This window comes from Alexandriicola marinus, from assembly GCF_004000435.1.
GTDB classification, from domain to species: Bacteria; Pseudomonadota; Alphaproteobacteria; order Rhodobacterales; family Rhodobacteraceae; genus Alexandriicola; species Alexandriicola marinus.
In genome coordinates this window covers 621865-642320 of record NZ_RBVZ01000001.1, presented here as the reverse complement: position 1 = coordinate 642320, position 20456 = coordinate 621865, and the positions used below count along the sequence as shown (strand labels likewise).

Here is a 20456-nt window from a genome sequence, read left to right as displayed (position 1 = left end):
CCCGGGTCCTTCCCTACAACACGTGAAGCATCAGCTTGGCCCGCGTCGCGGCCAGTTCGCGCGCGGCCATCTCGCGGCCCGGCGCTGTCTCGAGGATATCCTTCTGCGCCTCGAGCATGTCGGCATAGCCATGCGGCGTCACCGCGAACCAGTCACAGGCCACCGCGATGCCTGTCACCTCGAACCGCCAGAGCTTGTCGGCATCGCGCACGATCCGGTCATTCAGATGGTGCGGATCCGGGCGGGTGTCATGGCCGTCGATGATCTCGCACACCTGCGCGATGATCTCCTCGCTCCAGCCGGTCGCGCGCAGAACCTCGGTGCCCAGACGCACGCCCTCGGCCTCGTGCAGGTAGCGCACGTCCGATTGCAGCGGGTTGTCGGAGCGAAAGCCCTCTTCGATGATCCGGTCCATGTCGATGGAATACCAGCCGATATCGTGCAGCAGGATCGCAAGAGAGCAGACATCGCGGTCCGCCTCGGGGTGCAGATCAAGAAGCCTCTGGCACCATGCAAAGCTGAGCGGGATGTGCACGTCGTTGCGGCGCGCGCGCATGTAGGGTTCGGCCGCGCGCCAGACAGGGTCATAGCGCGCCGTATCGGCGATCTTCGTCATCGGGGTGTGTCTCTGCAAGGTTGTGAGGGGGCCGCGCGACAGACGCCCGGCCCCTGTCGTGGCTTACGCCTCGTCGAGCACCGTCACGGTGCCGGTGTTGCCGTTGACGCGCAGACGCATCCCGGTCTCGATCCGCGAACTGGCATTGCCGGTTCCCGTCACGGCGGGCAGGCCGTATTCCCGGCAGACGATGGCCGCGTGGCTCATCATTCCGCCGATATCGGTGACCGCGGCGCTGATCTTGCCGAAGACCGGCGCCCATGACGGCGCCGTGACGGGCGTGACAAGGATCTCGCCCTTCTGCAATTCGGACAATTGATCTGGGCTCGACAGAACCCGCGCCACGCCCTCGACCTCGCCGGGGGCGGCGGCCATGCCCTTCAGCTCGCCCGACGTGTCGTCGGCGGCGACCCAGCGTTCCACCGCATCCGAGGTGATCCCCCAGAGCATGATGGTAAAGGGCTCGGTGATGACCTCGGGCGGGTTGTTGAGCGCGGGAAGAGGCCGGACCGAGGACAGCGCCTTGTGAATGCCGCGCCGGCGTTCGATCTCGGCAGGCCAAAGTTCGGTGCCACGCTTGCGCACGCCGATGGCCCAGGACGAGGAGTAATCCCACAACACGTCACGGATCTCGTTGCGGTTGAGGAAGAACATGTCCTCGTCATTCTCCCAAAAGCCCTGATCGGACAGGAGCTTGGACAGCTGCCGCATCTTGCGCCAGAACACGCCCAGCGCCCAATGTTCGATGTAGAAGTTGTGATCCTCGACATAAGGAAACACGACGCGGGCCAGACCCAGCTTGCCGTCAAAGACCTCCTGCGCGTCGGCGTCCATCATCTCGCGGTATTCGGCGGTGATGCGGTCACGCTCGGCCAGAAGCTTGGCGGTCGGGCGCATGATCTCGTCACCGTCCTCGACCCGCTCGATGTAGTCGCGCAGATAGGCCATCGGGATATCGAGGTGATCGATCCAGTACTTGTCCGTCGAATAGAAGCCGTTGCCGGAGGTGAAGTTGAACCACGGGTCCTTGGCCTCTTCCCATTGGGCAAGCCATTTGTCCCCGCCCGGGGCCTTGGCCACCGCGGCCAGCGCCTCGTCGACCGTTCCCGTCTTCAGGGCATCCGCACAGCCCAGTTCGACGGCAAGCTTGGCAAGCTTCTTGATCTCGTCATCGGGGCGGAACAGCTCGGAATCGACGCCCTGAACCATCTTGGCGATGGCCTGATCAGGGATCGTCGGAAACTGCTCCTTCACGAAGCCGAAGAAATCCAGATAGGCCGCGTAGCCGAGGTTCAGAAACTCGAAATGATACTGCCAGATCTTGTAGCACAGCTCGATCGCCTTGTCGTATTGATCGAACAGCTGGTTGGTGGAATCGAGCCCCTTGCCGCCGGTCACGACCGCGATGTCCTCCACATCCGGAAGCGCGGTGAATTCGATCGCGTCCAACTCGCCGATCATGGCGAGAACCTTTTCCTTCCAGTTGGCGTAAAGCTCGCCCCAGTTCTGGAAATAATGGCCCGCACGTTCCATGAATTGCGGCACGCGCGCCTCGATCAGCTCGGGCGCGACGGCCACGGGCGAGAAATAGACATAGCCGTTCAGGATACGGTAATCGACGCCATTCGCGGGCGGGACCACCAGATGGCGGGTGTTGTATTGCCCCAGCCCCTTGATCGCGAAATCCAGCATGATCGTATCGAAGGGACGGAACGGCGTCGGCCAGTGCTGCGAATTGCAGAACCAGAAGGTCGCATCATCCTCTTCGCGCCGCGCGGGCTGAAAATGCGTGTAATAGGGGTAGAGATCCTTCCACCCCTCGGCACCGGCCGGTGTCTCCACCTCGAAGGCGCTTGGGAACATTGGTTTCTGAGCGTCCATTCAATTTCCTCCCTGGAATGGATCGAATGATCAGCCTTTGCTGCTGATCGGATTATTCAGCGTATTCACGATGCCCATCATGCCGGTCATGTAGCTCGCGGGCTTTTTCTCGGCCTTCTTCTGGGACCAGATCGTTTCGGGGCGCGATTGCAGCGCCAGAAGGTTTTCGCCATCGGGCAGGTCCGCGTCGATGGCCCATTCCACATCTTGCGGACATTTGTTCTGCTTTTCCAGACGCTTGGCCAAGCGCGCGACGGCCAGTATCTCGGCATCACTCAGGCAACAGGCCGTGCGGCGGGCCGCCTCGACCTCGCGTTCGACAGCCTCCCCCAGTTCGGCGTCGCCCACCAGTTCCACATGCTTGTCCGCGATCTTGCGGTCGAGGATTTCCTCGAGCACCTTTTCCACCACGAAATTGTCGGGCGTGACCACGCCGGAAACCACCATTTCGCCCAGGCCCCAAGAGGCCTCGATCACGATCCGGGTGCGATCGCCGGTTCCGGGGTCAAGCGTCATGGCGACGCCCGCGGCGCGGGCATTGACCATCTTTTGCACGCCCACGCTCATCAGAACGCCGGCATGCGCGATGTTGTTCTTTTCGCGGTAGGCCACAGCGCGCGTCGTATAGAGCGACGCCCAGCAATCGCGAACATGGGTCACCACGTCATCGGCGCCGCGCACCCACAGATAGGTGTCCTGCTGCCCCGCGAAACTCGCATCCGGCAAATCCTCGGCGGTGGCCGACGACCTGACAGCGACGGGCATATCATCGCCGAGCGCGGCATAGGCTTCGCGGATCGCGGTCTCGACCTCGGGTGGCAACTTGTGCGACCGGATGCGGATACGGATCGCCTGCGCGGCACGGTCGACCGCGTCGAGATCCTCGGGGTCCACACCATCGAGCGCGCGGTCGATCTCGTCGCGCAGTCCGTGATGATCGAGCATGGCGGAGAAGGCCTCCGTCGTCACGGCAAAGCCCGGGGGCACCGCGACACCGGCCTGCGTCATCTCCCCAAGCGAGGCGCACTTGCCGCCGACGCGGGCATGATCCGCTGAACCAATCTCTGAAAAATCAAGAGTAAAGAGATCGTTCATCAAGCGTGCTCCCATTCGACCATGACCGATTTCGGAACACGGAAGGTGATGTTGCGATTGTATTCGGGAACGAAATCTTCGGCCAATCGCATGTCCGGGAACCGTTCGGCCAATTGCCGCACAAGGGCCTGCCCTTCCATCTTGGCGAGGTGGAACCCAAGGCAGTAGTGGATGCCGTAGCCAAAGCTCAGATGGGTTCGGGCATTCTCGCGCGAGATATCGAGCCGCTCGCCTTCGGGGAAAGTCGTCTCATCGCGATTGGCAGAGCCCGTCAGCATCAGGATCTCGGCCCCTTCGGCCAGGTCCACCCCACCCAGCTGGGTCGCATGGCGCGCCTTGCGGCGCCAGCCCACAACCGAGGGCGCAAAGCGCAGCATCTCTTCGATGGCGTTGGGAATGAGCGAATGGTCGGCCTTGATCGCCTCCCAGGCGTCGCGATTGCGCAGCGCCTCGATCACGTAATTGCCCATGAAGGTCGACGTGGTCTCGTGGCCCGCGAACAGCGTGGAATAGAGAACGCCCGCGATTTCCTCGTCGCTGATCTCGGCGCCCTCGGCCTGAAGGCGCAGCAGGTCGGAGGGGAAATCGTCGCCCGGTTCCGCGCGCCGCATATCCAGCAGGTCGTGGATGTATTGCCAATAGGCAACCATGTCGTGGGCCACCGGGACCTGTTCTTCGTCGGTCAGGTCGGACGATGTCATCCGCGAGCGGCTTTCGCCGTATTTCTTGATCCGGGGCACGTCCTCGTCGGGGATCCCCATCAGCGTGAACAGGACATAGGCCGGCACCGGATGGGCAACGATCTGCCAGAAGTCGACCGGGCCGCCGGCGCGCCCCGCCTCTTCGAGGTCGTCGAGGTGCCGGGCCACGATCTCTTCGATCTGGGGGGCGATCGCCTTGAAGCGGCGAGGCCCGAAACAGCCCTGCGCGATCTTGCGGATCCGCGTATGATCGGGCGGAACCCGCGCCGTCAGACCCGAATAGGCGCTGAAACCGCCATCTTTCATGACTTGCCGGGCCGCGTCGCACATCGGCCTCATGGGCTTTTGCGCGTTCTCGCTCGAGAAGGTCTTCCAGTCGTCGAAGATGGCCTTGATGTCGTCATAGCGCGACACGATCCAGTAGCCCGACGGCTCGTGATAGAAGATGGGCTGTTCCTCGCGGAACCGGTGCCATTCGGGATGCGGGTTGTTCAGATCATACGGATCATAGGCATCCGACCCGCGGATGGTATCCAAGGCGTTCATGCTGTCCTCCCTCGTGGCGCGCCACCGATCCTCCGTGGTGTCGCGCCGTCGAGGATGAGCCTAGGGACTAGTCTTTGGTTTTTCTTTGGCCCACGCAATCCAAGCCAAACACCTGTTTGAAAGAGATTTTTCCGATCGAGGCGGAGCAGCCTCCTTCCAAAGCCCAAAGGGCAAGCGGCCTTCGTGGTGCCGGTCCGATTCGCGCTATCGCAGGCTCAGATCCCGCATCTTGCGCCGCGTGGGCGACAGATGATCGAGCGAGCGGCACATCTCGCCATACACCGAGGTCACCTCCGGGCCCGGCGCCGAGACACCGATCGCATTGAGCGCGGCGCTGTATTGCCGGAACTGCCGGTGCATCGCCTCGATCCGGCCCTGCGCATGAAAGACCCGCATGGCTTCGGTGTTGGCGGCCTCGTTCAGCGGATCGAGCGCCACCGCCTTGAGCGCATGATCGAGCGCCTCGCCGAGGCGGCTGTAGCGGCGGAGCAGCTTGGACATGTCATAATGCAGCCGCACCGCCATATCGCGCAGCCACGTCCGGCGCGGGATGATCCAGTCTTCGGTTTCGGTCGAAAGGTATTCATGCGGCAGGTTCTCGAAGAGATCGCCGCGATATTGCCGTTCCCCCTCGAGATAGAGCTTCAGCGCCGCCTCGTTCTTGCCGGCGCGCGCAAAGGACAGGCCGCGTCTGCAGATCTGCTCGAAACTGTCGACGTCGATCCGGCTGCCCGGCGGCACGTTGAGCCGGTAGCTTTCGTCGATGCGCAGCACGGCATCCTGCCCCCCCAGCGTCCGCCTTAGCATTGCGACCGTATGGTGCAGGCGCGCGCGCTTCTTGGCGTTGGGCTCCTCCCCCTGCCAGAGCAATTCGCAGATCTGATCGGCATGGGCACCCTTTTCACCGGCATTCAGAAGGTAGGCGAAAAGCGTTCGCGTCTTCTTGGGCGCGCTGCCCGGCTGGCGCCAGTCGACCGGTTCAGGCCCGCCCGCAAAGACTTCGAGGGGCCCGAGACAGCGGATGTACCACGGCGGCCGATCGCTGGTCTCGGCCGGAACAAGCGGCGCGCGGTCGAGCCAGTCCGGCGCCCCGCCCCGCGCGGCCATCTGATCAATGCGACGCAGCCCGCCCGAACCCGCGAATTCCGGCACGATCCGCCCCAGCATGAAGCCCAGCTTCTCATCCAGCGTGGAACCAAGCCGGATTTCATTGGGCAGCCAATGCGGGTTTTCCCGCAGACCCGAGGGCGAGATGAATTGCTGTGTCGCCCGCATCGCGGCCTGAAGCTGATCCTCGACCAGGAATTCCTTGTCGAACGCCGAGACGACCGCCACGCCGGGCCGCGCGCACAGCCGCTCGGCGATATCGCCCCATCCCTCGATGCCGCCGACGCTTGTCGCGGGGGCATGTGTCCAGGACATGTCGATCACGACGCAGGCCACGTCGGGCACTGCGGCCAGCCGCTGGCGCAGCCGGTCGAGAACATCGTCGATATTCAGGGGAACCGAATCCAGCTGGGCCTCGGCAAAGTCCATGCTGTGACCGGCACCGAACAGCCGCGCGAAGGCATCCGATCCGGTGATTGCAAGGACAGGCTCGCCGCCCGTCGCATGGGACATCGCACCCGCCACGAATTCGGGTTCGTCCGCGGCAAAGAACAGCGTCGCGTTGATTTCGTTCGGCACGGTGGCGCCAGTGTCTGGCATGGGCATCGTTCCTTCCGGTTCAGTCCTATCTTAACGCGATCCCAGCCAATTTGCCAAAGGAAAACCAAAGCCGTGACGCTAGCGTTTCTTCAACGCCCGGACCCGGGCGTCGAGGGAGGATGCATCGGTGACATCGACACCAGGCCGCGCCGGTCGCGCGCGGGCACTCGGGACATGGCAGACCAGCGCCCGGCACAAAGCCGGGATCCCTGGCCGGGACTAGCCCGTCATGGGGTCAGGGCGGGTCTTCGACTACGTAATCATCGGGGCCGGGTCTGCCGGGGCGACCCTTGCCGCCCGGCTGAGCGAACGGCCCGATGTCACCGTCTGCCTGCTGGAGGCCGGCCCGGCCGACCGATCCCCGCGCATCAGTATCCCGCTGGGCGTGATGCTTCTTTCGAAGGACCCGCGGCACAACTGGCTCTATGCCTCGACACCGCAGGAGGCGCTGGATCACAGGCGCATATCGGTGCCGCGCGGAAAGGTTCTGGGCGGATCGTCGGCGATCAACGGCATGATCTATATCCGGGGCCACCGCGCCGATTACGACGGCTGGGCCGAGGCGGGCTGCACCGGCTGGGATTACGCATCCGTCCTGCCCTATTTCAAACGCTCCGAGGCGAATGACGACCCGTCGCTTGACGATGACTGGCATGGCCGGACAGGTCCGCTTTCGGTGACCTATATTCCCGACCCTTCACCCGTGAACGCCGATTTCGTCGCGGCGGCGGGCCAGTTGCAGATGCGGGCCTGCCCGGATTTCAACGTCCCCAAACCCGAGGGCGTGGGCCTGTTTCAGGTGACCCAGCGCGGCGGGCGGCGGCAATCCACCGCCGAGGCCTTTCTCTCGTCCGCCCGCAAACGGGACAATCTGTGCATCGAGACGGACCTCGAGGTGGTCGGCATCGAACTCGACGGCACACGCGCCCGGACGGTCAGGGCGCGCCGCGCCGATGGCACGGCGATCGACTTTGCGGCACGGGCAGAAATCGTGCTGTGCGCCGGGGCGGTAGGGTCCCCTGACATCCTGATGCGCTCTGGCATCGGGGGGGCGGAGGCGCTGCGCGCCGCAGGCATCACGCCGGTTCACGATCTGCCGGGCGTGGGCCGCAACCTTCAGGATCATGCCGATTGCATGATCATCAACCGAAGCCGCTCGACCGTGCCCTACGGCGTGTCGCTGCGCGCCCTGCCCGCCCGCGCCATGGATGCGGTCAACTGGCTGACCCGGCAGCGCGGGATGTTCGCCTCGAACATGGTCGAGGGCGGCGGATTCGTCCGATCCTCCCCCGCTGAGGCGCGGCCCGATATCCAGTTTCACATCATCCCCGGCCTGAAAAGCCACCGGGGACGGATGATCGAATATGGCCACGGCATCTCGTTGCACACCTGCCTGTTGCGGCCCGAAAGCCGGGGCAGCGTCACCCGCACCGCCCCCGACGGCCCGCCCGATATCGATCTTGGCCTTCTGCGCGAAGACGCGGACATGGAGCGGATGCTGCGCGGGGTGAAGCTGGCACGTCAGATCCTGCGCCAGGAGCCCCTTGCCCGCCACGGGCTGACCGAGGTGATCCCCGGCGCCGAGGTGACCGAAGACGACGGGCTTGTGGCGCATATCCGCGCCCAGACGCGGACGGTCTATCACCCGGTCGGCACCTGCGCGATGGGCACCGGCCCCGAGGCGGTCGTCGATCCCGCGCTGCGGGTGCGCGGCCTGCGCGGTCTGCGCGTGGTCGATGCCTCGATCATGCCGCGGATCGTGTCGGGCAACACCAATGCGCCTACGATCATGATCGCCGAAAAAGCGGCCGATCTGATCCGGGCCGACCAGCTTCAGGCAGCGGAGTGACACCAGATGCCACGCTGCGCCCCGCAATCGAACCTGACCCGGGCCATTACGGCCCGGTCGGACAATTGCCCCGGGAGAGGGGCACACACCAGGGAGGAGACGACAAGATGAAACCCGATCTCAAACAACTGGGCGCCGCCGCCGTCGCGGTTCTGGCGCTCGGCAGCCCCGCGTTCGCCGCCGCCGAATGCGGCGCGAATACCGGCGAGCCCGCAACCGGGGAGCCGATCTTCGTGGGCGGTATCCACGGCAACGCCGCGCCCGGCGACTGGACCTCGTCGACGGATTCCGCCGCCGCCTATTTCGCCTGCGTCAACGCCAATGGCGGCATCCATGGCCGTCCGATCGAATACCTCGTCGAGAACGACCAGTGGAACCCCGAGGCCGCGGCACAGGCCGCAGCCCGCCTTGTCAACGACACCGACACGGTGGCGATGGTCGGCAACGGATCGTTCATCGAGATGGCCGTGAACGCCGGCACCTACGAGGCGGCCGACATCATGGTCATGGCCTCGGCCTGCGCGATCTCGGAATGCTTCGAGACGCCCAACCTCGTCTCCACCAACCAGGGGCCGCTGCCGTCGAACCTTGGCGCCGCGCAATATGCGCAGGAGGAACTTGGCGCCGAACACATCGCCTGCATGGGGCTCAACATCCCCAACAACGGCATCTGGTCGTGCAACGCGGTGGCCGAATTCATGGAAAGCCGTGGCGGTCAGTCGACGCCGGTTCTGATCAACCCCGGCGCACCGGATGTGAACTCCGCCCTGCTCGAGGCGCTGGCTTCGGGTGCGGATACGATCCTGATCAACCAGCCCGCGGGCATCGCGCTTGCGATCCTCTCGGCCGCCGAGGAGCAGGACCTGCGCGACATGTTCAACTGGATCGCGCCGACCCCGCTCTATGACCTGTCGGTGCCCGATCAGCTGGGCAGCTACTGGCATGGCCATGTCTTCGTGAACGCGGAACTTGCGCCGCTGAACCTCGAAGGCCCCGACGCGCTCAACTGGGTGGCGGTGCTGGATGAATTCGGCAATGAAGACGATCCGCGCGACACGTTCGGCCAGGCGGGTTACCTGTCGGCCCGCTTCTTCGTGAAGGCGATGCTCGAGATGGATCCGGCCGATGTGGGCGACCGCGCCAAAGTCAGCGAGGCGATCCGCGGCATCTCGGGCTATACCTCCGACCTGATGTGCGGCCCCTACTATGTGGGCGACGCCGATTTCCACATGCCCAACCACGCGGGTTACATGGTGCAGATCGTCGAAGGCGGGTTTGAAATCGTGCGGGACTGCTACGAATACGACAGCCCCTATTTCGAGCGCCACATCGCGATCGAGACGGAACTGGGCCTGCGCTGATCGGCCCTGACGACGTCACCCGGCCCCCCGTCCATCGAACCGGACGGGGGGCCGGTCATTCAAAGCGGGGTGCGAATGGCGAACCTGTCGAAATATTCCAACTGGCTGGCCTGGGCCGTCGCGATGACGCTGATCATCGGTGTCTTGTCGTGGGACGCGCCCCGCCCCCAGATGGTGGGGCTGTTCATCGCATCGGGCCTTGCCGTGGGCTCGCTCTATGCGTTGGGCGGGATCGGCATTGTCGTGCTCTACCGTGCGACCGGCGTTCTGAATTTCGCGGGCGGCGCCGCGGGGGCCGCGGGCGCCATGACCGCTTGGCAATTGGTCGACTGGGGCATCTGGCCGCCGATATCGTGGCTCGGCTGTCTGGCCGTGTCGCTGGCGATCACGCTGTTCTACGGACGGCTGATCGCGCCGCGCCTTGCGTGGCGGGATACCGTGGTCAAGGCCGTGGCGACGCTGGGTTTTGCGCTGATCGTTCTGGGGCTGGTATCCTTCATATGGGCCGACGATCCACGCTCGATCGAATTGCCGACCGACGCGATCGGCGTGCGCATCCTGGGCATGCGGGTCACCGCCACCCGGCTTCTTGTGTTCTTTGCCTCGGTCGCCATCGTCATCGGCATTTGGGCCTTCCTGACCTATACCCGGATCGGGCTTCAGATGCGGTCGCTGGCGAATGATCGCGACCTGTCCGCGCTTCTGGGCATCCCGATCCTGAAGGTCGAGACGATTGCCTGGACGATCGCCGGTGTTCTGGCCGGTTTCACCGGGCTGATGTTCGCCGACCTGATCCGGCTTGAACCTGTCGTGATCACTTTCATGGTCATCCCCTCCATCGCCGCCGCGATCTGCGGCCGGCTCGAGAATCTGACCGCTGTCCTGATCGGCGGGCTCTCGATGGGTGTGATCGAGAACCTTCTGACCCTGTCCGCCCCCCTGCGCGGCGTGCGGCCCATCGCGCCCTTCGTCATCGCGGCGGTCGTCCTGTTATGGCTGCAACGCGGGCAGCGGCTGTCCTTCGGCGGGAGGGACTGATCATGCGCGGCCTGTTTCACGTCACCCCGTCCGGATGGAGCGGCCTCGGCTTCGCGGCATTCGTCATCCTCCTCGTTCCGGAACTCGCCGGAAGCTACTGGCTGTCGGTCTTTACCTCGGCCGCCTGCTTCACGCTGGCGATCGCGGGCGTGGCCTTTCTCTATGCCCGGCTGGGCCTTGTCTCGCTGACGCAGGTCGGCCTGATGGGCGTGGGCGGCTGGGTCATGCTGCGGCTGAACCACGGCACAGACCTGCCCTTCGAGGTGAACCTCGTCCTTTCCGCCCTTGCCACGATGGTGTTCGGCTGGATCCTCGCTCTGCCGGCGCTGCGTTTGCGCGGGCTCTACCTCGCGCTGGTGACGCTGATGGCCGCGGGCGGGCTGGAGATCGTCTTTGCCACCTTCCAGTTCCCCAATGGCGGCGAGGGGTTCTGGGGCGTGACCATCGGGTCGAGCGAGCCGTTTCGCCGCCCTGCCCTTGCCCAGTCGCCCGAGGCCTACCTGCGCTATGTCGCGATCTGTGCGCTTCTGGGCTTCCTGCTGATCGAATTGCATCGCCGCCTGCAACCGGGCCGCGCCTGGGCGATGATCCGCAGGTCCGAGGCGGCTGCGATGGCGGCGGGCGTGAATGTCACGCTCTACAAAACATGGGCCTTCGGGATCTGCGGCCTTCTGGGGGGTGCGGCGGGCGCACTACTGGCCGGATCGCTGGGTCTTCTGGATGACGGCACCTTCCGCGCATCCGAAAGCGTGATGGTCTTCGCGCTCGCCGTCGTGGGGGGCGCGCGCTACTGGCAGGGCGCGGTGATCGCGGCGGCGCTCTACAAGATCCTGCCCCCGCTTCTGTCGACATGGGGCGTCGATGCGGACCTTGCCTTCGTGATTTTCGGCGCGGGTCTCCTCCATGCGGTCATCACCGCGCCTGACGGGATCGCCGGTCAGCTGCGCGGCGCGATTGTCGCGCGGTTCGCCCGGAAGGAGCGCGCCGATGCTTGAGATCACAGACATCACCGTCCGCTTTGGCGGCGTCGTGGCCCTGAACGAGGTCTCGGCCAGATTCACCCAACCCATCGGCGGGATCATCGGCCCCAACGGCGCCGGAAAGACGACCCTGATGAACGTCATCTCGGGCTTTGTGGAACCCGCAGGCGGACGGATCGAACGGGACGGCCAGAACCTCCTGGCCCTCGCCCCGCACCGGCGCGCGCACTGGGGCCTGCGCCGGTCGTTCCAGAAGGAGGAAATCGCCGAGGATCTGACCGTCTTCGAAAACGTTCTGGTCCAGATCGACCATGGCCGCGCCGAACGGGGCCGCAAGTCGGCCGAGGTCCTTCGAATGCTCGAACTGGTGGGGATGGCCGACCGGATGGACAAACCGGGTGAGGCGCTCAACAGTTTCGAACGGCGTCTGACGGATGTCGCCAAATGCCTTGTCGGCAGCCCCCGGATCGTCATGTTCGACGAACCCGCAGGTGGTCTGTCGATCGACGAGACTCGCCAGCTTGGCCGCCTGATCCGCGCGATCCACGACGAGACCGGCGCCCAGACGCTTGTCATCGACCATGACGTAGACCTGATCCGCGAGATCTGCGCCGAGACGCTGGTTCTGGATTTCGGCAAGCGCATCGCCTTTGGCCCAACCTCCGAGGTGCTGGACAATCCCAAGGTCAAGGCCGCCTATCTGGGCACAGAGGAGATCGGGATATGACGCTCGAGGTTGCCAACCTCTCTGTCGGCGGGGGGAGCCGCAAGCTGGTCGATGGCGTGTCGCTGACGCTCGCGCCCGGGAGTGTGACGGCCGTTCTGGGGGCCAATGGCGCGGGAAAATCCGAGCTTGTTCTGGCACTTGCAGGCATGATGCCCGTCACCGGCGGCACGGTCAGCCTCGACGGTGTGGACCTGACGGGCAAGCCCGCGGCCACGATCCGCAGGGCCGGCATCGCGGCCGTGCCCGAGGGTCACAGGGTCCTGACCCGGCTGAGCGTCGACGACAACCTGCGCGCGGCGGGATCGATCCTCGACACCGGCCTCGACGAGACGCTGCGCGAAACCTACGCCCTGTTCCCCGAACTGGCCGAACGCAAGGACCAGATCGCGGGCACCATGTCGGGCGGGCAACAGCAGATGCTGGCCCTTGGCCACGCCATGATGAGCCGGCCGAAATTCCTGCTGATCGACGAGATGTCGCTGGGCCTCGCGCCTCTGGTCGTCAAGCGGCTGATGACCTTCGTGGCGGGCCTCAAGGCGGGCGGCACCGGCGTTCTCCTGATCGAGCAATTCACCGAACTGGCCCTCGGCATTGCCGATACCGCGATCGTCCTGCGCGGCGGAATTCCCCGCTATGCCGGACCCGCCCAGACCCTTCGCGCAGAGCCCGCCAGGCTGGACGCGGCCTATTTCGGAACCGGCTAGCCGCGCGGCACGCCAAGGCTCGCCCGTGCCCCTTTGCTGGGCTAGACTGCGCATGGAAAGGTGTAGAGCCTGCCCTGTGAAAGGAGTTCCGTCATGGCTGATCTTGAAAAGCGCATCGCCCAGGGCCGTGGGGACGAGTTGGCCGATCTTGTCCTGCGCGGCGGGACGATCTGGGATCTGGTCACGGACACGATGATCGAGGGCGATGTGGCGATCTGTGGAGACACGATCGTGGGCATCGGCGCCGCCTACGAGGGCCGCGAGGTGATCGACGTGACGGGTCTGACCCTCGTGCCGGGCTTCATCGACACGCATCTGCATATCGAAAGCTCCCTCGTGACGCCCTTCGAATTCGATCGCTGCGTGACGCCCCTGGGCGTCACCACCGCGATCTGCGATCCGCACGAGATCGCCAACGTGATCGGCCCCGACGGCATCCGCTATTTTCAGGAGGCGAGCGCACATACACTGATGGATATCCGCGTGCAGCTGTCGTCCTGCGTCCCCTCGACCGACATGGAAACCGCGGGCGCCCGGATCGAGGCTGCGGATCTTGCCCCCCTGATGAACCACCCCTCGGGCATCGGGCTGGCGGAATTCATGAATTACCCCGGCGTGATCCATCGCGACCCGGCGGCGATGGCCAAGCTGGCCCTGTTCGAAGGGCGCCATATCGACGGCCATTGCCCGCTTCTGTCGGGGAGCGATCTGAACGCCTATGCCGCCGCCGGCATCCGCACCGAACACGAGGCGACCACCGCCGGGGAGGCCCGCGAGAAGCTGCAAAAGGGGATGCGGGTTCTGATCCGCGAGGGCTCCGTCTCGAAGGATCTGCACGCGCTGCAACCGCTCCTGACGCAGATCACCGCCCCCTATATGTGCCTGTGCACCGATGACCGTAACCCGCTGGATATCGGCGAAGAGGGCCATCTGAACTTCATGGTGGCCGAGTTGATCCGTCTGGGCAGCCCGCCGCTGGCGGCCTATCGCGCGGCCTCGCTCTCGGGGGCGGAGGCCTTCGGCCTGAAGGACCGCGGCCAGATCGCGCCGGGGCGGCGCGCCGATATCGTGGCCCTGTCGGACGTGGCAGGCTGCAAGGTCGAGAAGGTCTTTGCCGGCGGCGTGCCGGTGACCGGCGCGGCCTTTGCCGCGCGCGCGACCATCCCGCCCGTGGGCCGGCACTCCGTCAAGGCGCCCCAGGTTGGCCCGCAGGATTTCCGAACCACCGCCAACCGCGAGGACACCGACGTGATCGGCATCCTCGAAGGCAAGATCATCACCGAACATCTGCATGAAGAGATCCCGATCGAGGATGGCGACAAGCGCCCCGATCCCGCCCGAGACCTCGTGCGGATCGCGGTCGTGGAACGGCACGGCAAGAACGGCAATATCGCCACGGGCTTTGTCAAAGGATTTGGCCTCAAGGCCGGGGCCATCGCCTCCACCGTCTGCCATGACCATCACAACATCGCCTGCGTGGGCATCGACTACGATGACATGGCGCTGGCCGCGAACCGCCTGTCAGAGATCGAGGGCGGCTTCGTCGTGGCTCGCGACGGCAAGGTTCTGGCGGAACTTGCCCTGCCCGTCGCGGGATTGATGAGCCTGGCCCCCTTCGAAGAGGTGCGCGCCCGGCTCCAAGAGCTTCGCGCTGCAGCCAAATCGCTGGGCGTGACGTTGAACGAACCCTTCCTGCAACTGGCCTTCCTCGCCCTGCCCGTCATCCCCGCCCTGAAAATCACCGACCGCGGCATGGTCGACGTCACAAGGTTCGAGCTAATCGGATAATCGAGCCGCGCTGCCCCACGCTGCCATTTGTGGATTTCCTGCATCATCGCGCGCGCTCAATGCGCGGTGCGGCCGGGCGTCGCAAGGCCCCGGCCCTGCTCTTTGCTATGAGGATGGCGGTTCGTCAGGGTGAGGTTCGGATGACAAGACAGATGATGGCCCTTGCGGCCGCCACAGCCATTGGTCTGGCCGGGGTCGCAGGTGCCGACGCGATGCCCGAAGGGTTCGACGCGGGCTTTGACTTCGATGACGGACCCATACGGCTCAGCTTTGGCCCCGATCTGGAACGCAGCGGAGAGTTGATCTGGGACGGCATCCGCACGGTCGATGAGGACCTTCTAGGCATCGCCCGCCTGCCGCTGGATTATCCGAAGGCCTTTGGCGTCGCGGCCCTCGGTCTGGGCGCCCTGATCGTGGCGGACGTGCCGGTCACCCAAGCCTATCAGGACACGATCGAACGTGGCCTGTCCGGCTTTGTCCTGCCCGACCTGGACCTGCCGTGGAGCGATCCGATCGAGGATCTGGGCTTCGTCTACGAGGATGTCTACATCATGACAGGCATCGCCGGCGCTTATGCCTATGGCGTCGCCACCGGCAACGAACAGCATCAGCAGGCCGGTATCCTCGCAACCAAGGCGCTGGCCTATTCGGTGATCACGACGCAGGTCGTGCTCAAGACGATCTTCGGCCGCAACCGGCCCTATGACGATCTGGCCAACGCGGTCGAGACGGAGGGGCCGCAGACGATCGATCCCTTCGATTTCGGAAATTCGAACGGCGTGAAAATCCAGCCGACGCTTGAGGGGACGGCCTTCCCGTCCTATCACTTCACCCAATATGCCGCCGTGGCCCACACGCTGTCGGGCGTCTACGACGATGCGGTCTGGCCCTATGTGGCCATGGGCGTCGTCGCGGCAAGCCGGATCGAGGGGCACAATCACTGGGTCTCCGACATGGTGGCGGGCACGCTTCTGGGCATCGGGATCGGCGAAGTCGTTCTGCGCAATGCCGATGCGCTGCGGGTTGGTGAATTCGACGCCACCCCCTCTGTCAGCCAGAACGGGCTCGGGTTCACCCTGTCGCGCCAGTTCTGACGCGGGTCCAGGGTCAGCCGCCGCCCGACAATAACGCGCCGACACAGAAAAAAGGGCCCCCGAAGGGGCCCTGTAAGTCTCGCTGATCAGGCTCACTATTTGAGTTACCGCCCGGTTTTTTGCCTGCGGCCTGATCCGCGTCAGGGGCGAGCGCACCCGCCCCGGAAGAGTGACGGCAAAACAAAATTCTGGAATTTTGTTCCGCCGCCTTTGTTCGTCTCAGCTACACCCAGACGTTCCGCCACAGGTGTTGCATTTCATACAGGTGCCGTTGCGCACCAGCGTGTAGTTTCCGCATTCGCCGCAGGGATCGCCCTCGTAGCCCTGCATCTTGGCCTTGTCCCGCGCGGTCAGCGTGGTGACCGTGCCCACGGCCGTCTCGGCGGCCGCAGAAACGGCGGGCATCATCGTCTCGATCGCCGTTTGCGGGTCGCTGGCGCTGTTGAAGGCCACGGCCCCCATGCCGCCCTGCAGGACCACCAGATCCTGAGGCAGGCGCTTGCGGGTATAACCCGACGAGATCACCTGCTTGAGAACCTCGAGCGACTTGGTCGCCGCCACATCGGACGGTTGCCGCACGTTCGAGATGCCCTCTTCCTCGCCACGGCCCAGATCGTCGAAGGCCGCGCCTTCGGGCTTCACATGGGCAAGATCGGTGCGGTCGAGGTAGGACACCGCCAGTTCGCGGAAGATGTAGTCGAGGATCGACGTCGCCTGCTTGATCGAATCGTTGCCCTGCACCATGCCCGCCGGCTCGAACTTGGTGAAGGTGAAGGCGTCGACGAATTCCTCGAGCGGGACCCCGTATTGCAGGCCCACCGACACGGCGATGGCGAAGTTGTTCATCATCGCGCGGAAGCCTGCGCCTTCCTTGTGCATGTCGATGAAAATCTCGCCCAAGGAGCCGTCTTCGTATTCGCCCGTCCGCAGATAGACCTTGTGGCCACCGACATTCGCCTTCTGGGTATAACCCTTGCGGCGCTGGGGCATCTTCGTCCGTTCGGACCGGATGATCTCCTTGACGATGATCTTTTCCACGATCTTTTCGGCGAGCACGGCCGCTTTTTCCTGCTGGCTGCCCGAGGTGAGGATTTCTTCGGCTTCCTCGTCATCCTCGATCAGGGCAGAGGCCAGAGGCTGGCTCAGCTTGGAGCCGTCGCGATAAAGCGCGTTGGCCTTCACACCCAGCGACCAGCTGAGTTCATAGGCCTTCTGGCAATCCTCGATCGTGGCGTCGTTGGGCATGTTGATCGTCTTGGAGATCGCGCCCGAGATGAACGATTGCGCCGCGGCCATCATGTAGATGTGGCTGTCGACCGAGAGGAACCGCCTGCCCTTCTTGCCGCAGGGATTGGCGCAGTCGAAGACCACGTAATGCTCGGGCTTGAGATGCGGCGCACCTTCGAGGGTCATGGTGCCGCAGACATGGTCGTTGGCGGCCTCGATCGCGGCCCGGTCAAAGCCCAGGTGACGCAGCAGGTCAAAGGTCGGGTCGTTCAGCTTTTCGGTGGGGATCCCAAGGGTGTCCCGGCAGAACTCCTCGCCCAGCGTCCACTGGTTGAAGACAAAGCGGATGTCGAAGGCCGAGGCCAGCGCCGCTTCCACCTTTTCGATCTGCGCGGGGTCGAAGCCGTGGCCGATCAGGGCGGTGTGGTTGATGCCCGGCGCGTTGCCGATGGTGCCGTGACCCACGGCATAGCTCACGATCTCTTCGATCTGGGATGAGCTGTAGCCCAGCTTTTCAAGGCCCGCAGGAACCGAGCGGTTGATGATCTTGAAATAGCCGCCGCCCGCGAGTTTCTTGAATTTTACCAGTGCGAAATCGGGCTCGATGCCGGTGGTGTCGCAATCCATGACCAGGCCGATCGTCCCGGTCGGCGCGATGACGGTGGCCTGCGCGTTGCGGTAGCCGTGCTTTTCGCCCAGTTCCAGCGCCTCGTCCCAGCTGGCACGCGCCAGCTCGACAAGCCTCTGGTCGGGGCAATTCGCATGATCGAGCGGAACCGGCGCGACGTTGACATCCTCATAGCCCGACGCGTTGCCATAGGCCGCGTTGCGGTGGTTGCGGATGACGCGAAGCATGTTGTCGGCGTTGCGCTTGTAGCCCGAGAACGGCCCCAGTTCGCCCGCTATTTCGGCCGAGGTGGCATAGGAGACACCGGTCATGATCGCCGTCAGCGCACCGGCCATGGCGCGACCCTCGTCGCTGTCATAGCCGAGGCCCATGTTCATCAGCAGCCCGCCGATATTCGCGTAGCCCAGACCGAGCGTGCGGAAATCATAGGACAGCTGGGCAATCTCCTTGGACGGGAACTGCGCCATCATGACCGAGATCTCGAGCGTCAGGGTCCAGAGCCGGGTCGCGTGCATGTAGTCTTCGGCGAGGAATTTCCCGTCGCGGAAGAATTGCAGCAGGTTCATCGATGCAAGGTTACAGGCCGTGTCATCGAGGAACATGTATTCCGAGCAGGGGTTGGAGCCACGGATCGCCCCGTCCGCCGGGCAGGTGTGCCACGCATTGACCGTGTCGTGATACTGGATGCCCGGATCGGCACAGGCCCAGGCCGCGTGGCCCACCTGCTCCCACAATTCGCGGGCGCGGACGGTCTTGATGACCGACCCGTCGACGCGCGAGATCAGCTCCCAGTCCTCATCGTTCTCGACGGCCTTGAGGAAGGCATCGGTGACGCGGATGGAGTTGTTGGAATTCTGGCCCGAAACCGAGGCATAGGCCTCGCTGTCCCAGTCGGTGTCATAGGTCGGGAATTCGATCGACGTGTGACCCTGCTTGGCATAATCCAACACGCGCTTGACGTAAGTCTCGGGAATCGAGACCTTCTTCGCCTCCCGAATTGCACTTTTCAAACCTTCGTTCTTTTTCGGGTCATAGGCATCGGTTTCGATACCGTCCCATGCGCGGATCGCGGCGAAGATCGCGTTGAGCTTCTGTTCATGCATCTTGGAGCCTGCGACGATCGAGGCGACCTTCTGTTCCTCGATGACCTTCCAGTTGATGAACGCCTCGATATCGGGGTGGTCGGCATCGACGATGACCATCTTGGCCGCGCGGCGCGTGGTGCCGCCCGACTTGATCGCACCGGCCGCCCGGTCACCGATCTTGAGAAAGCCCATCAGGCCCGAGGATTTGCCACCGCCCGAAAGCTTTTCGCCCTCGCCGCGGAGCATGGAGAAGTTGGTGCCGGTGCCCGAGCCATATTTGAACAGGCGCGCCTCGCGGACCCACAGGTCCATGATGCCGCCCTCGTTCACGAGGTCGTCCTGCACGCCCTGGATAAAGCAGGCATGCGGCTGGGGGTGTTCATAGGCGCTGTCGGATTTGGTCAGCTTGCCGGTCTTGTAGTCGACATAGTGGTGACCCTGCGCCGGGCCATCGATTCCATAGGCCCAATGCAGGCCGGTGTTGAACCACTGAGGCGAGTTCGGAGCGGCCATCTGGCGGGCCAACATGTACCGCATCTCGTCGTAATATGCCCGGGCGTCCTCTTCGGAGGTGAAATAGCCACCCTTCCAACCCCAATAGGTCCACGCGCCGGCAAGGCGGTCAAAGACCTGCTTGGCCGAGGTCTCGCCCCCCATGACGGCGCCCTTGGCGGGCTTGCTGCGCGACAACCAGCCGGGGACGCCCTTTTCCTTTACGGGGTCGACCTCGGAGGGGACGCCTGCCTTGCGGAAATACTTCTGCGCGATCACGTCCGAGGCAACCTGGCTCCACGCGGCCGGCACTTCGAGGTTTTCCAGCTTAAACACCACGGTGCCGTCGGGATTGCGAATCTCGGATGTTCCGAGACGGAACTCGATGCCCTCGTAGGCGTCCCGGCCCTTTTTCGTGAATGCGCGTTCGATCTTCACCGTGATGCCCCTCTGTCGCGCGGTCTGATGCCGCCTGATGAAACCTTTCGTGACGTCGTTCCGCCACATGCCCCGAGACAAACCCTTCCCTCCCGGAGCGGTTTCCCGCCCGGCTAAAGCCAGCGTATCGTGCCAGAAAGATTGGTTGTCCCTCGATGCCCGACACCAAATCTTGTGTTCCGTCGGGCAACGAGCACAAACTGCCCAACCAGCCCTAGCGGGTCAACGCAATTTTGACACAAGATGAGCCAAAAAATGACTTGACCCAGAGAGACGCCGCATTGGCGCGCGGCGCCAACCGATTCATCCCCCGGACCACCTGTCGTTGCGCGATCGCGACCGGATCGCGGAAACCCCGGCAAGCAAAGGGTTTAGACGATCGAATTCAGACATCGGGTGAAGTTGTCCCCGACTTGCCCACAGCCCGGAGCGGCCAGGGGGATGACACGCCAGGCGACCGACAGGCTGTTGCCCACAAGCCACGACACCCCACATCTAG

14 protein-coding genes are annotated in these 20456 nt (G+C 64.3%); 8 read left to right on the top strand and 6 right to left on the bottom strand.

Annotated elements, in window-relative coordinates; genetic code table 11:
* Positions 1-13 precede the first annotated feature (13 nt).
* The 5 genes from EP376_RS03130 to EP376_RS03110 all read right to left on the bottom strand — a co-directional run bounded on the left by EP376_RS03130 (position 14) and on the right by EP376_RS03110 (position 6546).
* A complete protein-coding gene (locus tag EP376_RS03130; RefSeq protein ID WP_127654069.1) occupies positions 14-616 on the bottom strand; it encodes an HD domain-containing protein in 603 nt (200 codons plus the stop codon).
* Between the two features lie 63 nt (positions 617-679).
* On the bottom strand, positions 680-2497 hold the full coding sequence (locus EP376_RS03125; RefSeq protein ID WP_127654068.1) for a PEP-utilizing enzyme: 1818 nt from the start codon (positions 2495-2497) through the stop codon (positions 680-682).
* A 30-nt stretch (positions 2498-2527) separates the two neighbouring features.
* The gene (locus EP376_RS03120) at positions 2528-3592 is read right to left on the bottom strand and encodes a PEP/pyruvate-binding domain-containing protein (RefSeq protein ID WP_127654067.1); all 1065 of its coding nucleotides are present in this window, start codon (positions 3590-3592) and stop codon (positions 2528-2530) included.
* Positions 3592-4839, bottom strand: a complete 1248-nt coding sequence (locus EP376_RS03115; protein ID WP_127654066.1) for a cytochrome P450 — start codon at positions 4837-4839, stop codon at positions 3592-3594. The genes EP376_RS03120 and EP376_RS03115 overlap by 1 nt, the downstream gene beginning before the upstream one ends.
* A gap of 204 nt (positions 4840-5043) precedes the next feature.
* A complete protein-coding gene (locus EP376_RS03110; protein ID WP_164744847.1) occupies positions 5044-6546 on the bottom strand; it encodes an AfsR/SARP family transcriptional regulator in 1503 nt (500 codons plus the stop codon).
* A gap of 229 nt (positions 6547-6775) precedes the next feature.
* Here EP376_RS03110 and EP376_RS03105 point away from each other — a divergent pair, with 229 nt between their 5' ends.
* The 8 genes from EP376_RS03105 to EP376_RS03070 all read left to right on the top strand — a co-directional run bounded on the left by EP376_RS03105 (position 6776) and on the right by EP376_RS03070 (position 16087).
* Positions 6776-8395: a GMC family oxidoreductase gene (locus tag EP376_RS03105; protein WP_127654064.1), complete on the top strand. Its 1620-nt coding sequence runs from the start codon at positions 6776-6778 to the stop codon at positions 8393-8395.
* A 107-nt stretch (positions 8396-8502) separates the two neighbouring features.
* Positions 8503-9756 carry an ABC transporter substrate-binding protein gene (locus EP376_RS03100; RefSeq protein WP_127654063.1) on the top strand — a complete coding sequence of 418 codons (1254 nt, stop codon included), beginning with the start codon at positions 8503-8505 and terminating at the stop codon, positions 9754-9756.
* A 75-nt stretch (positions 9757-9831) separates the two neighbouring features.
* Entirely contained in the window at positions 9832-10794 is a 963-nt protein-coding gene (locus EP376_RS03095; protein ID WP_127654062.1) for a branched-chain amino acid ABC transporter permease, read from the top strand.
* Between the two features lie 2 nt (positions 10795-10796).
* Positions 10797-11789, top strand: coding sequence for a branched-chain amino acid ABC transporter permease (locus EP376_RS03090; protein WP_127654061.1), 993 nt, complete (start codon positions 10797-10799; stop codon positions 11787-11789).
* Positions 11782-12501 (top strand): ABC transporter ATP-binding protein, encoded by a 720-nt coding sequence (locus EP376_RS03085; protein ID WP_127654060.1) that lies wholly within the window; start codon positions 11782-11784, stop codon positions 12499-12501. The genes EP376_RS03090 and EP376_RS03085 overlap by 8 nt, the downstream gene beginning before the upstream one ends.
* Positions 12498-13205, top strand: a complete 708-nt coding sequence (locus EP376_RS03080) for an ABC transporter ATP-binding protein (RefSeq protein WP_127654059.1) — start codon at positions 12498-12500, stop codon at positions 13203-13205. Before EP376_RS03085 ends, EP376_RS03080 begins: the two co-directional genes overlap by 4 nt.
* Before the next feature lie 93 nt (positions 13206-13298).
* Complete coding sequence (gene ade, locus EP376_RS03075) at positions 13299-14993, top strand: adenine deaminase (RefSeq protein ID WP_127654058.1); 1695 nt, start codon at positions 13299-13301, stop codon at positions 14991-14993.
* A 140-nt stretch (positions 14994-15133) separates the two neighbouring features.
* Entirely contained in the window at positions 15134-16087 is a 954-nt protein-coding gene (locus EP376_RS03070; protein ID WP_164744846.1) for a phosphatase PAP2 family protein, read from the top strand.
* 219 nt (positions 16088-16306) lie between these two features.
* Here the strand turns inward: EP376_RS03070 and EP376_RS03065 are convergent, their stop codons facing one another.
* Positions 16307-19957: a vitamin B12-dependent ribonucleotide reductase gene (locus EP376_RS03065; protein WP_127654056.1), complete on the bottom strand. Its 3651-nt coding sequence runs from the start codon at positions 19955-19957 to the stop codon at positions 16307-16309.
* Positions 19958-20456: the final 499 nt, after the last annotated feature.